General features: G+C 48.7%; 20 protein-coding genes and 1 pseudogene. 13 read left to right on the top strand and 8 right to left on the bottom strand.

Going from position 1 to position 21,790, the window contains the following annotated elements; translation table 11 throughout:
- The first annotated feature begins 40 nt into the window (after positions 1–40).
- A complete protein-coding gene (locus tag HFD87_RS07010) occupies positions 41–1,204 on the top strand; it encodes a mandelate racemase/muconate lactonizing enzyme family protein (protein WP_010247024.1) in 1,164 nt (387 codons plus the stop codon).
- Positions 1,205–1,617: 413 nt separating this feature from the next.
- Complete coding sequence (locus HFD87_RS07015; RefSeq protein ID WP_243207464.1) at positions 1,618–3,033, top strand: MFS transporter; 1,416 nt, start codon at positions 1,618–1,620, stop codon at positions 3,031–3,033.
- A 163-nt stretch (positions 3,034–3,196) separates the two neighbouring features.
- Here the strand turns inward: HFD87_RS07015 and HFD87_RS07020 are convergent, their stop codons facing one another.
- A complete protein-coding gene (locus HFD87_RS07020) occupies positions 3,197–3,544 on the bottom strand; it encodes a hypothetical protein (protein ID WP_167423149.1) in 348 nt (115 codons plus the stop codon).
- A 441-nt stretch (positions 3,545–3,985) separates the two neighbouring features.
- Here HFD87_RS07020 and HFD87_RS07025 point away from each other — a divergent pair.
- Positions 3,986–4,174: pseudogene (locus HFD87_RS07025) on the top strand (LysR substrate-binding domain-containing protein); the annotation flags it as partial.
- Positions 4,175–4,462: 288 nt separating this feature from the next.
- Here the strand turns inward: HFD87_RS07025 and HFD87_RS07030 are convergent.
- Both HFD87_RS07030 and HFD87_RS07035 read right to left on the bottom strand, forming a co-directional pair.
- Positions 4,463–5,065, bottom strand: a complete 603-nt coding sequence (locus tag HFD87_RS07030) for a glutathione S-transferase (RefSeq protein WP_010670410.1) — start codon at positions 5,063–5,065, stop codon at positions 4,463–4,465.
- A 4-nt stretch (positions 5,066–5,069) separates the two neighbouring features.
- Entirely contained in the window at positions 5,070–5,921 is an 852-nt protein-coding gene (locus HFD87_RS07035) for an alpha/beta fold hydrolase (protein ID WP_181955672.1), read from the bottom strand.
- A 101-nt stretch (positions 5,922–6,022) separates the two neighbouring features.
- On the opposite strand from HFD87_RS07035, the gene HFD87_RS07040 reads away from it, so the two are divergent.
- Positions 6,023–6,886 carry a LysR family transcriptional regulator gene (locus HFD87_RS07040; RefSeq protein WP_029519200.1) on the top strand — a complete coding sequence of 288 codons (864 nt, stop codon included), beginning with the start codon at positions 6,023–6,025 and terminating at the stop codon, positions 6,884–6,886.
- A gap of 166 nt (positions 6,887–7,052) precedes the next feature.
- Here the strand turns inward: HFD87_RS07040 and HFD87_RS07045 are convergent, their stop codons facing one another.
- Positions 7,053–8,225, bottom strand: coding sequence for an EAL domain-containing protein (locus tag HFD87_RS07045; RefSeq protein WP_010670407.1), 1,173 nt, complete (start codon positions 8,223–8,225; stop codon positions 7,053–7,055).
- Between the two features lie 816 nt (positions 8,226–9,041).
- On the opposite strand from HFD87_RS07045, the gene HFD87_RS23105 reads away from it, so the two are divergent.
- A complete protein-coding gene (locus HFD87_RS23105; RefSeq protein ID WP_167423150.1) occupies positions 9,042–10,217 on the top strand; it encodes a PAS domain-containing protein in 1,176 nt (391 codons plus the stop codon).
- A 521-nt stretch (positions 10,218–10,738) separates the two neighbouring features.
- Here the strand turns inward: HFD87_RS23105 and HFD87_RS07055 are convergent.
- Positions 10,739–11,338, bottom strand: a complete 600-nt coding sequence (locus tag HFD87_RS07055) for a hypothetical protein (protein ID WP_022624377.1) — start codon at positions 11,336–11,338, stop codon at positions 10,739–10,741.
- A 304-nt stretch (positions 11,339–11,642) separates the two neighbouring features.
- Here HFD87_RS07055 and HFD87_RS07060 point away from each other — a divergent pair, with 304 nt between their 5' ends.
- From HFD87_RS07060 to fetB, 4 genes are all read left to right on the top strand, one after another.
- A complete protein-coding gene (locus HFD87_RS07060) occupies positions 11,643–13,001 on the top strand; it encodes an esterase-like activity of phytase family protein (RefSeq protein WP_167423151.1) in 1,359 nt (452 codons plus the stop codon).
- A 429-nt stretch (positions 13,002–13,430) separates the two neighbouring features.
- On the top strand, positions 13,431–13,919 hold the full coding sequence (locus HFD87_RS07065) for a hypothetical protein (RefSeq protein WP_163852104.1): 489 nt from the start codon (positions 13,431–13,433) through the stop codon (positions 13,917–13,919).
- 302 nt (positions 13,920–14,221) lie between these two features.
- Positions 14,222–14,890: an iron ABC transporter ATP-binding protein FetA gene (gene fetA, locus HFD87_RS07070; protein WP_010247035.1), complete on the top strand. Its 669-nt coding sequence runs from the start codon at positions 14,222–14,224 to the stop codon at positions 14,888–14,890.
- Positions 14,877–15,656, top strand: coding sequence for an iron export ABC transporter permease subunit FetB (gene fetB / locus HFD87_RS07075; protein ID WP_167423152.1), 780 nt, complete (start codon positions 14,877–14,879; stop codon positions 15,654–15,656). The genes fetA and fetB overlap by 14 nt, the downstream gene beginning before the upstream one ends.
- A gap of 207 nt (positions 15,657–15,863) precedes the next feature.
- On the opposite strand, the gene HFD87_RS07080 is transcribed toward fetB, so the two are convergent.
- Entirely contained in the window at positions 15,864–16,265 is a 402-nt protein-coding gene (locus tag HFD87_RS07080; RefSeq protein WP_010247037.1) for a VOC family protein, read from the bottom strand.
- Between the two features lie 175 nt (positions 16,266–16,440).
- Here HFD87_RS07080 and HFD87_RS07085 point away from each other — a divergent pair, with 175 nt between their 5' ends.
- The 4 genes from HFD87_RS07085 to HFD87_RS07100 all read left to right on the top strand — a co-directional run bounded on the left by HFD87_RS07085 (position 16,441) and on the right by HFD87_RS07100 (position 18,714).
- Entirely contained in the window at positions 16,441–17,307 is an 867-nt protein-coding gene (locus HFD87_RS07085) for an alpha/beta fold hydrolase (RefSeq protein ID WP_031292354.1), read from the top strand.
- A gap of 106 nt (positions 17,308–17,413) precedes the next feature.
- Positions 17,414–17,725 carry an antibiotic biosynthesis monooxygenase gene (locus HFD87_RS07090; protein WP_167423153.1) on the top strand — a complete coding sequence of 104 codons (312 nt, stop codon included), beginning with the start codon at positions 17,414–17,416 and terminating at the stop codon, positions 17,723–17,725.
- A gap of 171 nt (positions 17,726–17,896) precedes the next feature.
- Complete coding sequence (locus HFD87_RS07095) at positions 17,897–18,535, top strand: TetR/AcrR family transcriptional regulator (protein ID WP_061703176.1); 639 nt, start codon at positions 17,897–17,899, stop codon at positions 18,533–18,535.
- A complete protein-coding gene (locus HFD87_RS07100; RefSeq protein WP_073999505.1) occupies positions 18,532–18,714 on the top strand; it encodes a hypothetical protein in 183 nt (60 codons plus the stop codon). Before HFD87_RS07095 ends, HFD87_RS07100 begins: the two co-directional genes overlap by 4 nt.
- Before the next feature lie 175 nt (positions 18,715–18,889).
- Here the strand turns inward: HFD87_RS07100 and HFD87_RS07105 are convergent, their stop codons facing one another.
- Positions 18,890–19,111 carry a hypothetical protein gene (locus tag HFD87_RS07105; protein WP_010247042.1) on the bottom strand — a complete coding sequence of 74 codons (222 nt, stop codon included), beginning with the start codon at positions 19,109–19,111 and terminating at the stop codon, positions 18,890–18,892.
- A 294-nt stretch (positions 19,112–19,405) separates the two neighbouring features.
- Positions 19,406–21,580: a TonB-dependent siderophore receptor gene (locus tag HFD87_RS07110; protein WP_167423260.1), complete on the bottom strand. Its 2,175-nt coding sequence runs from the start codon at positions 21,578–21,580 to the stop codon at positions 19,406–19,408.
- Between the last annotated feature and the right edge of the window lie 210 nt (positions 21,581–21,790).

Genomic DNA, 21,790 nt, shown 5'->3' on the forward strand with positions numbered 1-21,790 from the left:
TTAGTAAAACAGTCTTTGACTGAGAACTACCGGAGAGATCATGCGCATCCTTGATGTTGTAGAAATTACCAAACCCATTGCTTCCCCTATTCGTAACGCGTACATCGATTTCAGCAAGATGACGACAAGCCTGGTCGCCGTTGTGACAGATGTTGAAGTCGACGGGCGCCGTGTAGTGGGATACGGCTTTAACTCTAACGGCCGTTATGGCCAGGGTGGCCTCATCCGGGAACGCTTCCGTGACCGCATCCTGGAAGCCGATCCCGAAAGCCTGCTGAATGCCAAAGGTAACAACCTGGATCCGCATAAAGTCTGGGCTGTGATGATGAGCAACGAAAAGCCTGGCGGTCATGGCGAGCGTTCAGTTGCAGTGGGAACCCTGGACATGGCCATCTGGGATGCAACGGCAAAAATTGCAAACAAGCCGCTGTTCCGCCTGCTGGCCGAAATGAAGGGCGTTGAGGCTAATCCGCGCGTCTTCGTCTATGCGGCTGGGGGTTACTACTATCCGGGTAAAGACCCTGGCGCACTGCGACAGGAAATGCGCGGCTACCTGAACCGCGGCTATAACGTTGTGAAAATGAAAATCGGTGGTGCCTCTCTGGACGAAGACCGCCGCCGTATTGAGGCCGTACTGGAAGAAATCGGCAGCGAAGCGCGCCTCGCCGTTGATGCCAATGGTCGCTTTGATCTGGAAACCGGTATTGCCTACGCAAAAATGCTGCGTGAATATCCGCTCTTTTGGTACGAAGAGGTTGGCGATCCGCTCGATTATTCTCTGCAGGCAGCCCTGTCGGAGTTCTATCCAGGCGCAATGGCAACGGGCGAAAACCTCTTTTCACATCAGGACGCGCGAAACCTGCTGCGTTATGGCGGTATGCGTCCGGATCGCGACTATCTGCAATTTGACTGCGCGCTCTCCTATGGGCTGGTTGAGTATCTGCGCACACTGGATGTGCTGGAGCAGTTTGGCTGGTCACCGTCACGCTGCATACCTCATGGCGGCCATCAGATGTCCCTGAATATCGCCGCCGGCCTCGGTCTGGGTGGTAACGAAAGCTATCCCGATCTTTTCCAGCCTTACGGCGGTTTCCCGGACTCGGTGAAAGTTGAAGATGGCCATATTATTATGCCGGAACTGCCGGGTATCGGATTCGAAGGCAAATCAGACCTCATTAAAGAAATGCGGGCGCTGGCTGAATAAGTTTTCGCTTACATTACGGTATGTTTAATGTCACTGCGCCCCTCGTTAAGCCGAGGGGCTGCGGAAAAATATCAATCTCTTAATTAACCTGACGCCTCAGGAAGAATAAATTTATCTGAATCTGAGAGGAGAGGGCGTTATTGAACTGGCAACTGGTAGCATTGTTAATAATTTCGGGTTGAAGGGCTGGCTTTGATTCAGGCACAACATCTTCTTGTGGGTATATCAGCTAACCGTTGAATTATCGATATTCAGATATTCTTGCCGGGTTAAATATGCATTGGAAGTTTTTATAGATATCAGAAATTTAGAGCAAGTCATGAATTCTGACGCCTTGCCTGTTTATCTTCGCCTTTTGCTTTAAGGTTGCTCATTTCTCCGTAACATCCTTCGGATAATGAATAAAAAACATTTTGACTGATATTCAGATGGATTTGAAGTCAGCATTTCCTCCCCCTGCCACAGTGTTAAATGAGGAAGTTATCATGAGTGAGAAAACTCTCAAGGGTCATGCGCTTATCGGAAATAAACGCTGGACAATTATATTACCTGCCGTATTCATCATGTATACCATTTCATTTTTTGATCGGGTGAATATAGGCATGGCGCTGCCCCATATAACAGCTGAAATGGGCCTGAGTCCTGTTAAAGCCGGCTGGCTTGGCGGTGCCTTTGCCTGGGGTTACGTCGCCACGCAATTTACCGCAGGATGGCTGGCTCTCCGTTTTGGATCACGGAAAATAATCGGCCTCAGCCTGTTTCTGTTTGGGGCCTGCGCAATGCTTACCGGCCTGACGCGTAACTTCGGTGAACTGGTAGCGATCCGTTTCTTACTGGGCATCGCTGAAGGTCCAATTCAGGCCGCCACGGCCATGTTCCTGGCCCAGTGGTTTATGAAGCCTGAGCGGGGGCGTGCATTCGGAATCTGGAATCTTAGCCTGGGTGCGGGCGCGTTTCTGGCCGGTCCGATATCTGGCTGGATCCTTGCACATCATAACTGGCGCCTGATGATGGTAATTGAAGGTGCACCGGCCTGGCTGTTCTGCATCATCTGGTTTTATCTGGTTCCTAAAAGTATTCAGGCCGCTGGCTGGCTGAGTGCCGAAGATCGGGATTATATCCAGAAAGACCTGGCCGCTGAGCAGTCAAACTACAGGAATGAGAAATCCGATCCCTGGTGGACCATTCTCAAAATACCGGCCCTCTGGCTGATGCTGATCGGCTACTCCCTGCATAGCATGCTCGCTTACGGTTTTACGCTCTGGCTGCCGACAGCTTTCAAAGGGTATGGCACGCTCAGTGAATTTATGGTCGGTCTCATCAGTGGGATGCCATTCCTGATGACGATGCTGGGCATCTGGTACATCACCCGGCGTTCAGATAAGTACAACCAGGAGCGACGACTGCATGCCGCTATTCCCACCATCCTCTGTGGTGTGGCATTACTGGCTGCCGCTTTTGTGCCGCTGGAGTATTACTGGGCTCAGATAGGATTATTCATGTTTGTCGGCCTGACAATGAAGATGCTGGTGCCACTGGTTTACGTCAGGCTGACTGAAATTCTCCCGACAAAGAAAGCCGTCCCTGCGGTGGCTTTTGTCGGCGCATGCAGTAACTTCATTGGACAGTCTGGCGGCCCCCTTGTTGCCGGATACCTCAAGCATCTGGGTGGTGGTAGTGATATGACGCTGGCATGGGGTGTTCTGGGGATGTTCTCTATTGTGGGTGGCGTGCTGTTTGCCCTTGCCGTGGGACGTGAGGAACGCATCCGGGACTTCAGCAAGGCATTCTCTGTGTCTTCACACAGAGCAGTATCAACACATCAATAATAAAGCGGAATCTTCACACTGCCATCGAACGCCCGATCGGGCAGGATGCGCGGATCAGCATTAAGCACTCCTGTGCACCTGTGGAATTATCATGCTCATCCCCGGCGTGTATCTCTCTCAATACCTGACTGTTACAGCCCGTACTTCACGGGCTTCAGAATGCCTACAATCCCACCAGCGTGATATGTTTCTTTATTGTCAGCGCTTTATACAACGCTTTTGCCAGCGTGCCTGGTTCCACACCTGATTGAGCGCCCTCGGAATCGGTCCAGAACGATTTGATGCGCAGTATGGTGTTGATACTCGTTACGCGTTCCATTTCCAGTACGGCCAGCACAGGATGGCGCATTTCGCCATGTTCCTCTATTGCGTCCGCCTGGATCACTGCGGCGCGGGATGCCTGACTGTCAAAGATAACGTGGCAGCGTACGCCGTTCAGGTTGAGTATGCCGATAACTTCATACAGGCACTGAACAGCCTCTGCACTGTAGGATGCGGGCACAACAAACATAACAGATCCTTCTGAAGTGAAATTTAATGAGCAGCCAGCATAGGCGAACTGTAATCAGAGGAGAAGTTACTGTTTTTGAATGAAAAATGTAGAGTTCTAAGGTTACGATAACGCGCGTTATTTTTACTCCAGTTTTCGCTGGCACTATCAATAACTGAGGTGTAACCCGATCATGGCGTCGGGGCGCGGATTTGACTTAAGGAAAGGCCAGCAGGTGGCAGGTTATTCGTTCCAGTGGGGAATGCATTTATCTATATGCGCAACGCGTTAGCTGTGTGTTTCAGCCACTTAACAGGATGAACATCAGATTAAGTTTAAGATTTTTCGCGCTCTTCAATCGCTCATCTCTCAATCCTGCCGTCACGTTTAACCGGAGGCCGTCAGTATGACATCAGGTGCTGACTCATATATTGTTGTTATCCGTGTAGCATACCAGTCAGTATGGGTATCAGCTATGTGCCCGATTTTGTCGTACGTGAATCTTTGGATTCGGGGCAACTGAAAGAGGTATTGCCCGGTTACTGTACCAGGCAGGGGTATTTCTCGGCACTCTGGCCGGCCAGCCGATATCTCTCATCGAGAATACGCTGCTTTATCGTTTTTATTGCTGAGTCAGGCCTGTCTCTGTAATCCGTATCGGGAAGTTAATGCTTTCTGAAATCGTATGCACTTTTATGCTTAATTCAAAATCATAAACGCCCGTTTCTGGCATAGAGCAGAGCATTGCCCGTTATATGCAAAAAGCGGATGTTACGTTTATTTGCCTTTATTAGATTATTAAGAGTTATTTATATTGTATGAAGATATTCAATTGGTGCTCATTGAGTCACCTTTTGCTATCGACTAATTCTAAAGCTATAAGTTCTTTATACATTAGGTAAGGCATCATTGGGCTCTTATATACAAAACCCATCCTCATTAAATCAAAGGCGTTGCCAGAAATTCCGGTCGCTGTTCGGCTAGCAATGTAAACCCGGCCAATTCCGGATATCGCTCACGGCTGACGGTATCCGGCAGCATCAATTCTGTAAAACTCCAGGCCACTGCGATGCTGATACCGGCCACGGACAGCATGTCAGGATGACTTTCCCGCAGCCCGTTCTCCAGCGTCTGCCAGGCACCATGCAGTTGTTGAGTTACGCGATCCACCCAGGGCTGATGCTGTTTTTCTTCCGGCCTGAGGCGCTGTTCGTACACAATCTGCACCGCTTTTTCGCAGGCGGCCAGGGCGAAGCCGGTAAGATGCAGATCCCGGAACTCTTCTACGCCGGACGCTGATGTAGGTGCAGGCGAATGACCGCAATATTTCTCAAGGTAATGAATGATTAGTGTGGAATCGATCAGCACCTGATTATCATCTGTGATAAGCGTTGGAACTTTAACGGCCGGGTTAATTTTCGTTAAGGCATCAAAATCGCCGAATACCGAAAGCGGGCGATGCTCGAATTGAATACCCAATACTTTCATGTAAATAGCAACCCGTCTGACATAGGGTGAATCCAGCATTCCGATCAGGATCATGGCTCTACCTCATATTATGTTGATTAACAAAATCAATTACCTGTGCGGCGACTGGCAAGGGGGCATCTTCCATTAAAAAGTGCCCGGCCTGTTCAAAGATATGCAACGTGGAAGAGACGATGTCGCGCTGCAAACGCCTTGCATACTCAACGGGTTGCCATTCATCTTCGGCGCCCCATAAAATCTGTACTGGCAGCCGGAGTTGCGGCAATTTTTCTGCAAAGTCACTGGTGTAACACTCATTATAGTGCGCAACCTGATGCTGATAAAATGAAGGTTGCCCTACCACACCACAAAGCGGTGCAAGATAATTTTCCAGCCGCTGCTCAGTCATACGATCCTTATTAAAAACAGCCATCTTTAACTGGCGCCACATCGCGCGGTAATGCTCAGTGGCGGGGATCAGCGCATAATCCGCATAGTGATCCCGCATATCTTTCCATGTGGGCGAAGGCCAGGAATCGTAGCTCGGAATATCGGCAATCGTAAGCGTCTTCAGAAGGGATGGGTTGTCGAACGCCAGTCTGAGTGAAATGGCCCCGCCGATATCGTGACCAAAAAGATCTGTTTTTTCGAGCTGCCAGTGTTCAAGCAGTTTCAGCAGAAAACTGACTTGAGCGGTAACCGAAGTATCAGCCGTCAAAGGGCGCTCTGACGCGCCAAACCCAGCCAGGTCATACAGATGAACATGAAAACCCGCATCGACAAATACCGGCACCAGTGACTGCCAGATTATTGAGTGTGCGGGCGTGCCATGAACCAGCACCAGAGGTCTTCCTGAACCATGGACTCCGGTCGCAATGCGACAACCGTTTATCAGAACGTCGTCATTCAGTAATGGGTTATTAGCGGGCATCTGCTTTCTCCGTTGTGTTTGTTTCAGTCAGGCTATCCGTTGACTGAATATGACACCAGTGACATTCTTTCCCGCTGTAATCCTACTTTTGTCATACAAAAATGAATAAACGACTCTCCGTTGACTCACTCAGAGTGTTCCGGACCGTGCTGCAAACGGGCAATATGAGTAAGGCCGCATTACTCCTCAACCTGAGCCAGTCCGCTGTAAGCTGGAAGCTCAGACGGCTTGAAGATCAACTTCAATGCCAGCTATTAACGCGCATCGCCGGAAAAGCCGTTCCGACAGAAAAGGGCAGCGTTCTGCTGCAACATGCGGAAAAAATACTTACTGAACACGATCATGCCGTAGCCTATTTTTCGCCTTCGGCACTGCGTGGCAAGCTGCGAATCGGGGTCACTGAACACATCTCAATGACTGAAATATGCGGGGTGATTTCAACCTTCACTCACCACCATCCAGAGGTGGATATACAACTGGTGGTGGAGCAAAGTCATCTCCTGCGTCAGCATTTTTCTGAAGGAAGTCTGGAGATCATTTTACATCAGGATTTCACGGGCACGGCATCGACGGAAGATACGGTATTGTGGAGTGAAAATTTATACTGGTACGCAACGCCTGCCTGGCGACATGACTCGGATAAGAGCCTGAAGCTTATTACCTGGGGACCGGATTGCTATTATCGTAACCTGGCTGAGGAGAAACTTCGGCAGGCAAATATCCCATTTGCTGTGATGCTGGAGTGTCCTTCAGTAGCAGGTATGCTTGCGGCGATAACCACCGGGCTAGGTGTGGGAATACTCAATCAATACAGCCTTGATAAAGCGATTTGTAGCGTGTCTGAACTTGAGAAATTGATGCCTCTGCCTTCGGTTGATTGCCTGCTACGCCTGAACAAATACCGCGTTAACCCAGCAAGCGAAGCCTTCTGCGAGATGCTGACCCGGCTGATGCATAAAGATTGAAAGTGAAGTGGCTGCAATTAGTTGATGAAAAGAGGCGTTGTTAATAATGTCCGCTTCCGACCAGGCGGACTTATCCCCATCTTCAGCTAACAACCTGAAACTGAAGCCTGCACCGTTAAGGTTATTTTAGCGACAGGGAAGTATCATCTGATGTCATAAACTGGCACTAAGGCTGAACAAGGCTGTTCTGACGGTCAATGTTAAAGCCAAACACACAAAACCCCAGTAAATCTTTTGCCTCATCCTCCACCCGCGTAATCATAACCAAATCGGTGCTACCGCCGGGCAGCTTTACCTCAAATGGAGGGTAAGGAAGACCTTTTGTCCTGAAATCCTGCAACCAAAGCAGCTTCTCAGCTTGAGACGGTATCACTTCAAAAATATGGCGATGGGTAATGTCCTGCATTGGCCAGCCAACCCGCGCTGCAAAGGTATCACTTGCGTCAACAATCATCAGTTCAGGGCTGAGAAAGCAGATAGAGGTGTCAGGCGCAGCAAACATCGATGAAATCTGATGCGCGCGCTGCTCAAGAGACATTCGTGCCACACGACTATGAAATTTACGGCCAGAGCCAGCGGTGAGAAAATTATGTGTTTCTTCAGCCGGGATCGGCCTGCTGAATAAGTAGCCTTGTGCATAAGCGCAGCCGATACCCCGCAACATCTCAGCTTGTTCCTCTGTTTCAACACCCTCAGCAATGACGTCCATATCCAGGCTGCGGCCCAAACCGACTACGCTGGAGATAATTTTCCGGCTATCCTTTTTCTGAAGCATTGAACGAATAAAACTGCCATCAATCTTAATCGTGCTGGCGGGAAGCTGGATAAGCCAGGCAAGGCTTGAACAGCCGGTGCCAAAGTCATCCATAGCAATCATACAACCCATTTCAGACAATGCTTCGAGTTCTGCATGAGCCGTCTCTATATCATCGATCAATGCTGTCTCGGTGATTTCTATCCTCAGCCGCGAAAGGCTGAACTGATAACGTTCAGCCAGTTTTCTTAAAATTTCGGGAAGGTGCTTACCGTTCAGTTGTGAAGGAGAAACGTTTAAAGACAGAAACTGGTGTTCTGGCCAGGTGCTCGCTGTCATGAATCCCTGAGCGGCCAGACTTATCATCAGCTCATTGAGTAACCCATGATGTTCCATAGCCGGAATGAACTCAGCCGGAGATACGATAAGCCCTTCGGGCAAAATACGCCGTGCCAGCAATTCAAAACCTACTACGCGCTGATCCTCAAGTGAGACTATCGGCTGAAAAAAAGGTTTAAACTCGCCCGATTTAATTAGCTGCTGATAAGTTGCACGAGCATCAGCATCTTTCAATTTTTCATTCATTTAAATATCCTGAAACGTATTTCTGTAAGGCATTGATGACCTGAGCGGGAACGGAATAGAAAACCTTTTTAAAACCCTGTTTTGTTTGCGGCGGAAAATTAATCTTTTGCAAACGTCATTTTGCGGAGGCCTTAAATTGTCTATGGTTATTAAGTGCGAGATACATAGCTATGATGTCAGTGAGCGGGCAAGTTTCATGAACATAAAATGCCATATTTATTTAACTCACGGGTCTGCATGAGGCTGATGGTATCTGGTATGGTAAACCAGAAACAAAGTGAAACCAATCCCATAAAAATATCGCTTAAGTTAAATATTAAACCCTGTTAATGCATTTAATATGATCAGCAGCCAGGCTCTCTTATGCGTTGACGAATTATACTTATGGATATCAATAAGTCATGTCCGGACTTTTGTCTGCAGGCAGAGGTGGCAGCTCAAAGCTAAGCCACTCATTTAATACCTGCGATAGCCGGAAAATATAAACTCACAACCGTATGTCAAAACTCAGCATAACAACTCACTGTGAATCTTCATGGGGGATCGGAGCGTCGGGATTATAAGGCCTGAAATTTTTCAGATATCATAGACCAAAGATAATTTTGTGCCACATGATTTCAAAAAAATACATTTAGCACGCTGGTGGTGATGCTCATCCATCATCTCTGTTCCGGTAGCTATAGCTGGCGAGCTATCTATAGCATCTTGTTACAGTATTAATTCAAACCAGCGACCTTTAACTGAATATCCAGAAGGTTCTGCCGATAACCCTTTCAGGCATATTTTTATGCCTGTATATGCTCACCAGGAGAAATAATGCTGAATTTATTCCGGAAACAGTCCGCCAAAGAGCCGACAACGATGGATATCGCTGAGAAATTTATCGATGAAACGCTGGATGTGGATCATAGTGATACCACGCTGCTGAAATGTATTATGAACCTCAGCCAGAAAGGCTACTGGTATGTTGAGACGACCGATCTTAAAAGTGACGCGCCTGCATTTGTTTCACCTGAAGCACGCCAGCTTATGGGATTGCCTCTGCAGAAGGAGGTCGGGCTCTCTTCGCTGATCCAGATGATCCATGCGGATTTCCGGGAAGCGTTCAAAGGTTTGATAAGTCATACACTCAAACATAGCGGTGATGAAAAGCTGTTACGCTGCCTGATCAAAACTGGCGCAAATACCTTTCAGTGGTTTTGCATCCGTGCATCATACAGTCGTGAATTTACGCCGCCGCGCCTGGTTGCCGTTATAGAGAATACAGAAGAAGAAACGTCCCAGTCCCGCCAGTTTGATATTGTCTCCACCCGTTTTGACCTGTCGCGCGAAATGCTTAATGACGGCCTCTGGGATCTGGATATTATTGGCGGAAATCCCCTGAATCCCGACAACGTATTCTGGTGGTCACCGCAGTTCAGGAAGCTGCTGGGTTTTGAAACCATTGAAGAGTTTCCTGATGTGATGGACAGCTGGGCATCACGCCTTCACCCGGATGACAAACAGAATGCGCTCGATGCTTTCGTCAACCACCTGATGGACTTCAGTGGTAAAACCGGTTTTGATATTGAATATCGTCTTAAACTGCGAAGTGGTGAATACCGGTGGTTTCAGGCCCGCGGGCAGACTAAACGTGCACCTGATGGTACCCCTTTGCGTGCCGTCGGCGCGCTTATTGATATTCAGGGCCGTAAAGACCGTGGCCGACATGAGGAAAGCGAAGTCAGGCGAAACATTCAGACCGCCGAAACCGCAAAAGAAATTGCCGAACTCGTCTCTGAAAACGGGATTATTGCTGCGCAGATCAAACTCATTTCACTGAACGCCAGTATCGAAGCCGCGAGAGCAGGTGTACATGGCCGTGGGTTTTCTGTTATCGCCAGTGCTATCCGGGGATTAGCAGAAAGGACGGCAGATATCACCGGACACATTTCTCGTCTTCAGATGCGAATAAGTAATTCTGCTAGCGGCATAGAAAAATCGCCTGAATAATAAACATCACATATTGATGAACGCTTATCTCAGGTAAATACAGGGATGTTCTGGTGAAGAGATACGACGGCCTGTCTCTGATTTACTCTAACCAGAACATCAGTTCAGTTCGCAGTTTCAACCTATGAAAATTCTCCCGGAGCGAGTACACATTTCCGTATGCAAACTGGCTCTGGGAGTTACTCACCACCTCAAAGCAGAGAGTATGGCCTTGTCATCTTTTATCAGCCTGGGCTTTAAGAAATCATGTGTCTGATAGAGGTTTGTTATGGGCGTTGAGTCAGATTAAAGTCATTAGAAAATGCCAGCCTGCTGGTGGCTGAGGCTCTGTGTATGTTTTATAAAAATTTTCAATAAGGACTGAAAGCTTATCTGAGCTGGCTTTGTGCAGATCTGTCCCGCATCACGTTTGATAATCATCTCGCCTGAATATCACCTGCTGCTCTTCAGCCTTTGTCATAAAACCATGAACAGCGTCTGGCACTTAGCCGCCAGAAGATCATCTGGCGGCATCAGTCACTTTAGAAACCAGGTGTGCGGGTTTGTTTACTGTCCATCAGTTTAATACGGGCATTTGTCCACGATGGGTCATTCATCTCCAGGGATGTGCCTGATAATTTCAGTACCGGCTGCTCAGGATCCGGGCCGCATGCCATGGTTGCCATTTTTCCGGGCGCTTTACACCAAACCATTGGTGTATAAGGTGCATTTGACTGGACACCATATTTTTCAACGGCGGCTTTGGCCATGGCATTTTTATTCTCAGTGGAGTATGGGAGCTCGTAAGAAATCTGAGACACAGCCAGCGCATGTTTCGGATCTGCAGGAACACGGCCTTCAAAATGTACAAGCAGTTTGACGCCGTTTTTTTCGTAAGCAATATACTGTGGCTGCTTATCTCCTGTTACCACATTTAGAGCCGGGTATTTATCAACGTCTAACGATGATGCTGGCACATGAAAGTGCTCAGTCATGGCTTTTACGGCCTCATCATAATCCATACCGGTTTTTACCCCGGCAACATCAAAGGTGATTACATCGGCAGCCCGCAGGTTAGCAGCCTGGGCCTGGGATATAGCCATCATTGACATTAAAAACAGAGAAGCACGGCGCATAAACATATCAAATCCTTTTTTTGAAAAGTGAGTAGCCCGTAAGCTTTCTCATCTGTGGTTCACATCCGGAAGTGCATAACGATAGCAATATGGTGATGAATAACAATCATTTTTCTGCCAATGTCAGCTCCTGGCACTGAGCAGACAGCGTTGCGCACAAGGCAACGTTCACTCTACGTTCACCACCTCACCAGCCGGCGCCTTAACGGTGGCAAAATCAACCTGTTAGCTGTCCGTTTTTATCGCAAATATCATTTTCCTGTCATTTATGTTCTTTACGCTGTCAGCTTTCTCTCATGGATTTAATATTATGAAAATAAAAACGATTTCTTTGGTTATCAGTTGTGCGCTCTCGTTTTCTGGTCTTGCGGCGCAACCTCAGGCTGAGCACTATATCGTCAGTTTTCCGGAAGGTACGCGCGTGAGCTACAGCGGCGCGTTCGCCAGCGCGTTTCCGGATGGTTTGCCGGTGGGAATCGGCTCCGGTTTGCTCTTTACCGGTAACCAGGGGGATGCGCTCACCTTCGCGACCGTCACCGATCGTGGGCCGAATGCCGACTCACCCGATGTGGACAAACATGAGTCAAAAATTTTCGTCACGCCAGACTTCGCTCCGCTGCTGATGAATATTCGGGTGCAGAACGGCAAAGCAGAAGCCACGGATGCCCGACCGCTGCATGACGACAAGGGCAATATCAACGGATTGCCGCTACAGGATGGTGTCATCGGCTCAACCAATGAAGTCGCGTTAAGCGACACACTGAAAGTGCTGAAGGGCGATAACCGTGGTCTGGATACGGAAGGCATTACGCCGGACGGGAAGGGCGGGTACTGGTTGTGCGACGAATATGGCCCGTTTCTGATTAACGTTGATCAACGCGGCAAGATTCTGGCGATTCACGGGCCGCAGGCTATTGAAGGGGAAAAATCCATTGCGGGCGGACTGCCTAATATTCTTAAGTGGCGTCAGCCTAATCGTGGTTTTGAAGGGCTTACCCGTATGCCGGACGGGCGCATCATCGCCGCGGTGCAGAGTACGCTGGATATCGACGGTAAAAGTAAAAAGCAGGCGCGCTTTACCCGGCTGGTGAGCTTCGATCCGGCGACCGGTAAAACCGCGATGTATGGATACCCTATCGACAGCGAGGCTTACAGTAAAAACAGCGACGCCAAAATTGGCGATATCGTGGCGCTCGATAATCAGCATATTCTCTTGATTGAACAAGGCAGCGATAAAAACGACGCGATGCGCAACCTTATCTATAAGGTGGACCTCAGTGCGGCTACCGATCTTGCCGCATTCGATAAGCCTGGTGAGTATCCGGAGTCGGACGACGAGAAAGCGCTGGCGCAGCGAGGCATTAAGCTCGCAGCTAAAACGCTGGTGGTCGATTTACGTCAACTCGGCTGGCAGCAGGAGAAGGCCGAAGGACTGGCGCTTATCGACAGTAAAACCCTGGCGGTCGCCAATGACAATGACTTCGGCGTGAAAACGGTCATGCAAAATCCGGTGGAAGGTAAGAAGCGCAAGGATTATCGGCTGAACGAAAAGGGGGAACTTACTGTAGAGGGTAAGCCGGTTGCAACGACGATCGGCGTGAAGCCGCTGAAGAAACCGGAGTCGGACAGCGAGTTGTGGATCGTAACGCTGCCGGAACCGCTGAAATAAACGTTCCCCTTGCCCTGGGCTGTCTGCGCTTAGTGCCTGATTTTCTGTAAAAGAGCAGGATTCAGCCCGGATTTGCCAGCGAAAGATCGGTCTGCGCCGTTTTGTTATAGCGGCCGGCAGCAGACCGATATTCGTTTAAGCAGTTAAACAGCTTTCCACCGCGTTGCGGCATTAAGCGTCACTGGCGAACTTTAAACGTCAGTCTGGCGTTTATTTTTATTTTCAATGCGATAACCGCTTCCTTCTGCATCCGAGCGCTTTCGATATCGGGCAACCCGGTCAACTACGGCTCAAGTCGCCAGGTTACAGGGCGTGATTATAACATTGTGTAATAATGTGTTATCTGCCTCTTCAACAGATACTCACCACCGTGTAAGTTCTGGGGTCTTATACGCTTGTTGTCCCCATAATCCGCTGAGGAGAAAGAGAGTGAAAGCAACCGCAATGGCCGCTACAAGTCTGTTAATGCTGATGAGCAGTGTTCACGCTGAAGGTCTGACGACGTCGGCAGATGGTAAAAACCTCACCGTCAGCTTCGGCCAGCCCACCATCAAACAGGTGCTGCACTACCGAAAAATGTATGACAAAAAGCCGTTTCCGGATGCGGAGATTTATTATTACGACAACGGTACCTATAAAATCATTTCTCAGGGCGAAAACCACTACGGCGTTTACGTTATGCAGGGCAAGTTTGATGATGAAACTTTCACCGTGCGTTTTATCTCTCTGCCTTCTGCTGACTGGGGCAATAAAACGGCTTTTCATCAGTTAACTTTTATCAGAGGTGACAGGCAGAACGTCTTTATTCAGAATGCCATTGTGGATACCGGTGAAGCCATTGCGCAGCAGAACGGCACCTATACTCAGGAAAAAAACACCGTAACCAACCCGGTTTCTACCAGCTGGAAAAACAAATAATTGTCGGGTGACAGCGTGTCTGCCACTCTGATTTAAACCCGATGCCTGCCACGTTCCTCGCGCAGGATCATATTGAGTTTTGGCTGGCGGACACCTCCACACACTGATTTTTTACTCAGAAGATGCATAGCCGCAATTAAATGCCTTATATTTCATAGCCTGATGTACATTTGCCTTGCAGCGCCCACGCCAGCAGTGTGAGTGCGCTGCAACATGCAGTACCGGTAATTTGCCTGTGAAGGGTAACTCCTGCTTTTTTTGATACTGCCAACACTCAATTTGTCAGGTCCTGAGGCGCAAATATGGACAGAGTTTCACTCCTGCTGGATGTGCAGGATGTCGCTTTTTCAGTCGGGGATCGTCAGCTACTGAAACCGGTCTCCCTGCAGTTATATCAGGGTGATTGCGTCTTGCTGACCGGTCCATCCGGAAGCGGAAAAAGCACCTTCCTCAAAATCCTTGCTTCGCTGATTACCCCCACCTCCGGGCAACTTTTCTTCAGGAACAGTGATATCACCACGCTGAGAGCAGAGGCCTATCGCCAGCAGGTCTCGTACTGTTTTCAGACGCCGCAACTGTTTGGTCAGACGGTATATGACAACCTGGCGCTGCCATGGCAGATTCGCCGTCAGAAACCTCAGCGGGACAAACTTGTTGCTGCGCTGGAAAGCGTAAATCTCTCTCCGGATATGCTGAATAAACCTGTTGAACAACTTTCAGGCGGAGAAAAACAGCGTGTCGGACTACTGCGCAATCTGCAGTTCATGCCTGAGGTGCTGTTGCTGGATGAAGTCACCAGCGCCCTTGATGAAGAGAACAGACTATCAGTACTTTCACTGATTAACCGGATCGCAGCTGAAGAAAAGGTAGCCGTGGTGCGGATTAGCCATGACGTTAACGATATCCAGCAGGCTGAGCAGGTGCTTCGGCTTGAGCCGCCAGAAAAGGAGAATAAGCGTGAATCAGCATAATATCAGTGACACCTCGCTGTTACTGTCACTGACGCTGGTGGCTATAGCGCTGCTTATCAGCCAGAAAGAAAAGCTCGGCATGAGCAAAGATATTCTCTGGAGTGTATCCCGGGCGATAATTCAGCTGGTCATTGTCGGCTTTGTATTAAAGTCGATCTTCGATGTTAATAACAGCTGGCTCACGGTATTGATGGTGCTGTTTATCTGCGTTAATGCCGCGATCAACGCCCGTAAACGCGGACGAAATATTGATAACGCCTTTACGATATCGTTTGTCGCTATTTTTAGTGGCACCGTTATCACGCTAACGATTCTGGTGCTGAGCGGAGCGATAGCGTTTGTTCCGATGCAGGTCATCCCCATCACGGGCATGATCGCCGGTAATGCCATGGTCGCAGTAGGGCTCTGTTACAGCAACCTGAACCAGCGCTTCAGCGACAACCAGCAGAAAATTATGGAGATGCTGAGCCTTGGCGCATCGGTGAAGCTGGCATCGGGCCGCATCATTGCCGACAGCATTCGTACAGCCATGATGCCGACGGTGGACGCTGCCAAAACCGTCGGACTGGTCAGCCTGCCAGGGATGATGTCCGGACTGATTTTCGCCGGAATAGATCCGCTCAAGGCGATTAAGTATCAGATTATGGTTACGTTTATGCTGATAGGAACTGCCAGTCTGTCAACGATCATTGCTATCTATTTATCCTATCGTCGTTTTTATAATGCCAGGGCGCAGCTAAAAATATCGGATAGATCGCTGGATTAGCGAAACTGATTGGCGGATCTGAAGGTTATAGCTTGTGAGGAAAGTAAGTCTGCTATCACACGGCGCTCTGTTGCTCGCGAGCGCTTAATTGATAGCAGAGTGCTCAGGGGATGCTTCAAAAACACTCCCCGCTGATCTGAAGTATGCCGGCAGGGTTCGTACTTTTATTGTTCATCTGGATGCCTGATACACAACTGGCTTTGGTTTTTAATTCTGCCTGTTCTGATAAAGGTCCCAGCGGTTGCCGTACAGATCTTCAAAAACCACCACGGTTCCGTACTCCTCTTCACGAGGCTCCTGGGAGAATGTAACGCCTTTCGATTTCATGGCTTTATAGTCTCGCCAGAAGTCATCCGTCTGCAGAAAAAGGAATACTCTTCCGCCGCACTGATTGCCGATAAAACCTTCCTGTCTGTCATTTGAAGCGCGAGCCAGAAGAAGATTGCAATCGCTTTCAGGGTCAGGTGTAACTACAACCCAGCGTTTACCTGGCTGCGGTGTATCCTCAACAAGGGTAAAACCCAGCTTTTCGGTGTAATACTCAATTGCCCGATCATAGTCATCAACCACGATGGCCACATAACCCATACATCGCTTTTGCGTTCTCATTTCTGCTCCGTCATGTTTCAGGCCTGGTTGCCTTGAAACATTGTTTTAACACAAACGAGTATTCCGGAGTTGGGTGAATTGATTCAGTCTTCACAGTATTAAGCCGTTGTAATAAAGATACATCAGCTGACTTAAGCCTATAATTTTTATAAATTTATGGCGCGGGTATCAAAAAATGTTTGAGGGATTTACTCATACAAAAGTCAGACTTTCTGAAGCAGTGCTAAATGTTCGCTATGGAGGTAATGGCCCTCCGGTTTTGCTGTTGCATGGACACCCCCGCACCCACGTAACCTGGTCAAAGGTGGCCCCGCAACTTGCCGAATCTTTTACCGTGGTTTGTCCCGATTTAAGGGGATTTGGCCGCTCATCTAAACCTGCTGATGAGCCCAATCATGCTGGTTCTTCTAAGCGAGCTAAAGCGAAAGATTGTATTGAGTTGATGAGCCAGTTAGGTTTTGATCAATTCGCGCTGGTGGGACATGACAGAGGTAGCTATACAGCATATAGGGCCGCACTTGATTACCCTGAGAGAATTACACGACTAGCTGTACTGGATTGTATACCCATACTTGAAGCGCTCAACCGGTGTAATGAGAAGTTTGCCCGACAGTGGTATCACTGGTTCTTCTTCGCTCAGCCTGAAAAACCCGAAATGGCAATTTTAGCCGATCCGGACAAGTGGTATGGAGGCCAGCCCGAAACAATGGGGAATGATGAATACATTGAATTCAGACGAGCTATACACGATCCGGAGACTGTACATGGGATGATCGAGGATTATCGTGCCGGTCTTACTATAGACAAAGAGCATGAGCTTTATGATCGTCAGAATGGGCGATTGATTGAATGCCCGACGCTCTGTTTATGGTCAAAATATGATGATCTGGAAGATATTTACGGCGACCTATTGGGCATCTGGAAATCCTGGGCACCACATGTTCGGGGTAAAGCGATAGCCAGCGGTCACCATATGGCTGAAGAAGCACCAGAAGAAGTGACAACTGAGCTCCGGCATTTTTTATTGCATGAGAATCCTTAACTGGCCGTTGCGCAGTAACATCCCATTCTCCATCCTCAGAGAACGAATCGTTGTTCCTGCATTGTCATGTTATGGTTAAACTCTTCAACAACATGAGGATAGCAACATGATTGTAAGAACATGGCACGGATGCGTACCGGCCAGGCACGCCGAAGGTTTTGCAACTCACTTGCAGGAGACTGGTGTTGAACATTCAGAAGCGACACCAGGGAATCTGGGAGCCTATGTACGCAGAGAAACGCAGGGCGAATGGGAGCATTTCTTCCTTGCGACGTACTGGGAAGATTTAGAAGCCATCAAAGCCTTTGCAGGCGAACAGTATCAGATTGCCGTTACCTATCCGGACGATGAAGAATATGAGTTGCTATCAGATCCCTACGTTTTTCAGCATCAGGTCCAGACTGTAATCCCATTATAAGTATTTGCCTGCCGCCGCCAGAAGGCGGCCAATGACTCACCTGTGCCTGTCCACTGACTCAGCATTAAATTTTACCAGGCAAAAAGCATGACTTTTAACACAAGGTTTAGATAAAGCCTTTTAATTGTAGATTGATCGATCTACAATCAACCTTCAAAACAGGAGAACCTTATGAAAGCATCAGCAGGCAGACCCAGAGAATTCGATCCAGAGACGTTCCTCAACACCGCACTTGAATGCTTCTGGCAGAAGGGATATCAGGCAACATCTATGGCTGATCTTATGAAAGCATCAGGTCTTGCAAGTGCCAGCATCTATAAACTTTATCCCGATAAGCGTGCTATTTACCTGGCTGCTTTGCAGCGATATATGGATGAAGGCATTTCAAGGACAGTGAAACGAAATGAAGAAATGTCGCCAGAAGCTGCATTGCGAGAAACGCTCGAATTTGTGGCTCAGTTATCATCTGCTCCTGCCGGAGAGAAAGGGTGCTTTACTATTGCGGCAGCCAGTGAACTTTTACCCGGAGACGAAGAGGTTAAAGGGAAAGTTTCCTTTAAATTTAACCATTTAATTAACGAGATAGAGAACATCTTAAAAAGAGGCCAGGATCAGCGGGTATTTCGCCAGGATGAAGATGCGCGAGTCATGGCTCAAAGCATTTTCATGATGCTGGAAGGTATGCGGATATATGGAAAACTCCAGCCAGCGATTGGAGATCTGAGAAAAAGTAATGACTTCATTGTCAGAACGATACTTTCAGATACCCATGACGTAACCGGCAATAGTGCGGTTAAGGCATCCGCATGATTGAAGTGGGCACCATTGTTCGGCGAAGAAAAAGAAGAAGAATAATGGTGGTAATTGAATATGAAGATGGCATGGCATTGTGCGGCTGGGTCGATAAAGGACGTTTTTTCAAAAGACGTTTTCCACTGTCTGAATTAAAAATATGCGTACCTTATTCAAATTTCTGGTCACTCACCTAAATCACTGCACCTTTAAAGACATCGAGTTCAAATAAACATAATTAACATAACCGGCTGCCCTTAATGCGCCGTACTTTAGCGATGCAACAGACTCAGAATAGTTATCACTCAGCGATTACCGGACATTATCATTGCCCGGTAATCGGCTGATTTACATCGATGCTACAAACTCAGCTTATTTTTGAGACTGCTGATTTTGCTCAGCCTCTTTCTGTTTTTTCTTCGCCATATGATGACCGACTGCGCAGCCCGCTGCGGCACCGGCCACACCATGATGAGCAACATGACCTGCGACGCCGCCTACTGCGGCTCCCTTAAGACAGCCCTGGGCATTAGCCTGTAAATTGACCGACAAAAACAGCCCGGTAGCAATAACGATAACTGATAATTTTTTCATCACTTAATATCCTGATAGTTAGTTATAGTTGCAGGTTGAACCCGACAGAGCATAGCCGCACTCTGGGGTGTTTCGCTGGCCGGGATACAGGAATCACGACATTAGTTACCTGTCGTTACGCTTTCCAGACGGAATGTGAGTATTTAATGCCATACCCGTGAGTCAGATTCTTTCCGGCTCGTTAAGCGGCAGCCAGAGATTAGCACTGAGAAGATAAATAGGGGGGAGTGTAAACAGGGGGTTTTTCGACGACGACGAAAAAACAGCGCCTCCACCGGGAAGCGCTGCTGCAGATCAGAAGGACATTGTCAGCCCGGCGTAATATGCGCGTCCCGGCTCGTTATAGGTTGATGCACCATCAGCTTCGCGATATAGCTGCTTATCCAGCAGGTTATTAATCCCGGCATTGGCACGCAGATTTTTGGTGATGTCATAATTAAAATTGACACCAAATACTGAATAAGCGCCGACTTCGCGATTCGACATAGAATTGTTTTCTGTGCGGGATTCCGCATACTGGCGTGGTTTCTGACGACCATACATTGTCCAGTTCAGATTAGTGGAGAAATCCTGCGTCACCTGCCAGTCCAGCATTGTATTGATCGTGTATTCAGGAATGATCGACAGCGGATTACCGGTCTTTTTATCCTTCGACTCGATCATGTAAGTCGCGTTAGTCCGCCACTCCAGCTCGTCACTGACCAGCGGGATAGTGAAATTGCCTTCCAGACCTTCCACTACCGCTTTGCCGCCGTTACTCCATTGCAGGATATTGTTACCATTAGAGGCGTAACCCAGCACCTCCGTCCCGGAGACGATTTTGTTTTTATAGTCATTGCGGAACCAGGTGATACCCGCAATATAGCCATCCTGACTGAACTCGATACCCAGCTCTTTATTGATGCTGACTTCAGGATCGAGATTTTCATTGCCCAGCAGATAGCAACTGCCACGGGTAACGTTGATCGGACAGCCATTTCCCCGCGTCGCCAGTAAATAGCCTTCGCTGGACTGATAAAGGTTAGGGGCTTTAAACGCACGGGCGATACCCGCTTTCAGGGTAAAACTTTCTCCCAGAGCCTGAGAAATATTGAGCGACGGACTCCAGTTCGCACCAAAGGTGTCGTGATAATCAAAACGCAGACCGGGGATCACTTCAGTGCTATCGGTCGCAGCAATATTATCTTCAAAATAGAGTGAGCTCAGCGTTGCGCTGTTTTTACTGTTGCGGCTGCCCGCATCACCACTGACACCGTCGATGGATACGCCAGGCGCACTGGTGCCGTTCATTGAATTTGGATCGTTCAGCTCATCACGGTTCCACTCGGATCCCAGCGTAACGGTCTGTTCACGCAGCAGTTCCAGCGGGAAGCTGACTTCGCCTCCTGCCCGGTAACTTTCAAAGCGACTGGTTGAGAACGTGTTGCTGTTGATCCGGCCTTCACCCGCACCCGCCGTGCCTTCATTCAGGCGGGTGTTATTGGTTTTTTCATAGTTAAAGGTGAGCTTAGATTGTCCCCAGTCCCAGATGCCATTATGCGCAAGGCCCCAGGTCTGACGATACAGACGGTTGGTTTCCGAACCATCGAGAGATTCGATCAAGGCATTACCGGCACCGTTGCTGTACTGGGTATCCCCGGTGTAAATGTTGCCCTGGCGGCTGTATCCGTAGCTGAAATCCAGCACCTGTAATGGCGTAATCTTCCACGACAGCACGCTGTTGATGTCTTTATTGCGAACGCCTTCGCGACCGGCGGCGCCGGAGCCATTGTGCGACTGGTTAATGTCGAAAGCATCGCTGTCGGTTTTGTTGATGTTGCCATAGAGCCGCATGGTCAGAGCATCGCCCGCCAGCGGACCACTCAGGTTAAAGTTAGCGCGGCGGGTTGCGCCTTCTTTATCATCTTCCGGCTGGTTAGTGTAGAGCGACAGCGATCCGCTCCAGTCATTGGTCGGGCGTTTGGTAATGATATTAACTACGCCACCGGCCGCGCCGGAACCGTAACGGGCTGCCGCCGGTCCACGAATCACTTCAATCCGCTCAACCATTTCTGGTGGTAACCAGTTTGAGTCACCGCGGGAATCGCGCTCGCCACGCCAGCTATAACGAACCGAATTGCGCGAGGTGGTCGGCACACCATCAATCAGAATCAGCGTATTTTCCGGCCCCATGCCGCGAATATCGATCTGACGATTGTTACCGCGTACACCGTTGGCGCTATTGCCGGTAAGGTTAACGCCTGGCATTTTACGGATAATGTCGGAAAGGTCGTTGACCGGTGGGTTTTTCTCAATGTCCTGCGAGGTGATCACCGAAACGCCAGGCTGCTGTTTCAGCTCCTGTTCAGCAGTGACCAGCATCGTCTCATCATCAGCCAGCTTTTCTGTCTCTTCCTGATTAGCGCCGTTAGCAGAGGTACTCAATAAACCGGCCAGCAGTAGCGCAACAGGGCGCTTATGGACACGCATGGTTACATTCACTTAGAAAATCTCCCTGAAGTATTAAGGTATGTAAGCAAATGCGTATGATAATGATAATAGTTATCATTGTATATCGCGGTAAGCCACCTTTACATTCCATAACAATGGGCTATTTATTCGCCATAACCGTGACCAGAAGGGAGAAGTGACGTTAGTTTTACTTGTTGGTCATCACCCGAAAACTTCCTCAGATTTCAT

It is taken from the genome of Pantoea sp. EKM21T, assembly GCF_011800405.1.
Classification (GTDB): Bacteria; Pseudomonadota; Gammaproteobacteria; order Enterobacterales; family Enterobacteriaceae; genus Pantoea; species Pantoea agglomerans.

What these genes read in the sequence shown, in the direction of transcription:
- HFD87_RS07010 (WP_010247024.1), top strand. Translation starts at nt 41, where the DNA reads ATGCGCATCCTTGATGTTGTAGAAATTACCAAACCCATTGCTTCCCCT.
- HFD87_RS07020 (WP_167423149.1), bottom strand. Translation starts at nt 3,544, where the DNA reads ATGTTTGTTGTGCCCGCATCCTACAGTGCAGAGGCTGTTCAGTGCCTG.
- HFD87_RS07030 (WP_010670410.1), bottom strand. Translation starts at nt 5,065, where the DNA reads ATGATCCTGATCGGAATGCTGGATTCACCCTATGTCAGACGGGTTGCT.
- HFD87_RS07035 (WP_181955672.1), bottom strand. Translation starts at nt 5,921, where the DNA reads ATGCCCGCTAATAACCCATTACTGAATGACGACGTTCTGATAAACGGT.
- HFD87_RS07040 (WP_029519200.1), top strand. Translation starts at nt 6,023, where the DNA reads ATGAATAAACGACTCTCCGTTGACTCACTCAGAGTGTTCCGGACCGTG.
- HFD87_RS07045 (WP_010670407.1), bottom strand. Translation starts at nt 8,225, where the DNA reads ATGAATGAAAAATTGAAAGATGCTGATGCTCGTGCAACTTATCAGCAG.
- HFD87_RS23105 (WP_167423150.1), top strand. Translation starts at nt 9,042, where the DNA reads ATGCTGAATTTATTCCGGAAACAGTCCGCCAAAGAGCCGACAACGATG.
- HFD87_RS07055 (WP_022624377.1), bottom strand. Translation starts at nt 11,338, where the DNA reads ATGTTTATGCGCCGTGCTTCTCTGTTTTTAATGTCAATGATGGCTATA.
- HFD87_RS07060 (WP_167423151.1), top strand. Translation starts at nt 11,643, where the DNA reads ATGAAAATAAAAACGATTTCTTTGGTTATCAGTTGTGCGCTCTCGTTT.
- fetA (WP_010247035.1), top strand. Translation starts at nt 14,222, where the DNA reads ATGGACAGAGTTTCACTCCTGCTGGATGTGCAGGATGTCGCTTTTTCA.
- HFD87_RS07080 (WP_010247037.1), bottom strand. Translation starts at nt 16,265, where the DNA reads ATGAGAACGCAAAAGCGATGTATGGGTTATGTGGCCATCGTGGTTGAT.
- HFD87_RS07085 (WP_031292354.1), top strand. Translation starts at nt 16,441, where the DNA reads ATGTTTGAGGGATTTACTCATACAAAAGTCAGACTTTCTGAAGCAGTG.
- HFD87_RS07090 (WP_167423153.1), top strand. Translation starts at nt 17,414, where the DNA reads ATGATTGTAAGAACATGGCACGGATGCGTACCGGCCAGGCACGCCGAA.
- HFD87_RS07095 (WP_061703176.1), top strand. Translation starts at nt 17,897, where the DNA reads ATGAAAGCATCAGCAGGCAGACCCAGAGAATTCGATCCAGAGACGTTC.
- HFD87_RS07100 (WP_073999505.1), top strand. Translation starts at nt 18,532, where the DNA reads ATGATTGAAGTGGGCACCATTGTTCGGCGAAGAAAAAGAAGAAGAATA.
- HFD87_RS07105 (WP_010247042.1), bottom strand. Translation starts at nt 19,111, where the DNA reads ATGAAAAAATTATCAGTTATCGTTATTGCTACCGGGCTGTTTTTGTCG.
- HFD87_RS07110 (WP_167423260.1), bottom strand. Translation starts at nt 21,580, where the DNA reads ATGCGTGTCCATAAGCGCCCTGTTGCGCTACTGCTGGCCGGTTTATTG.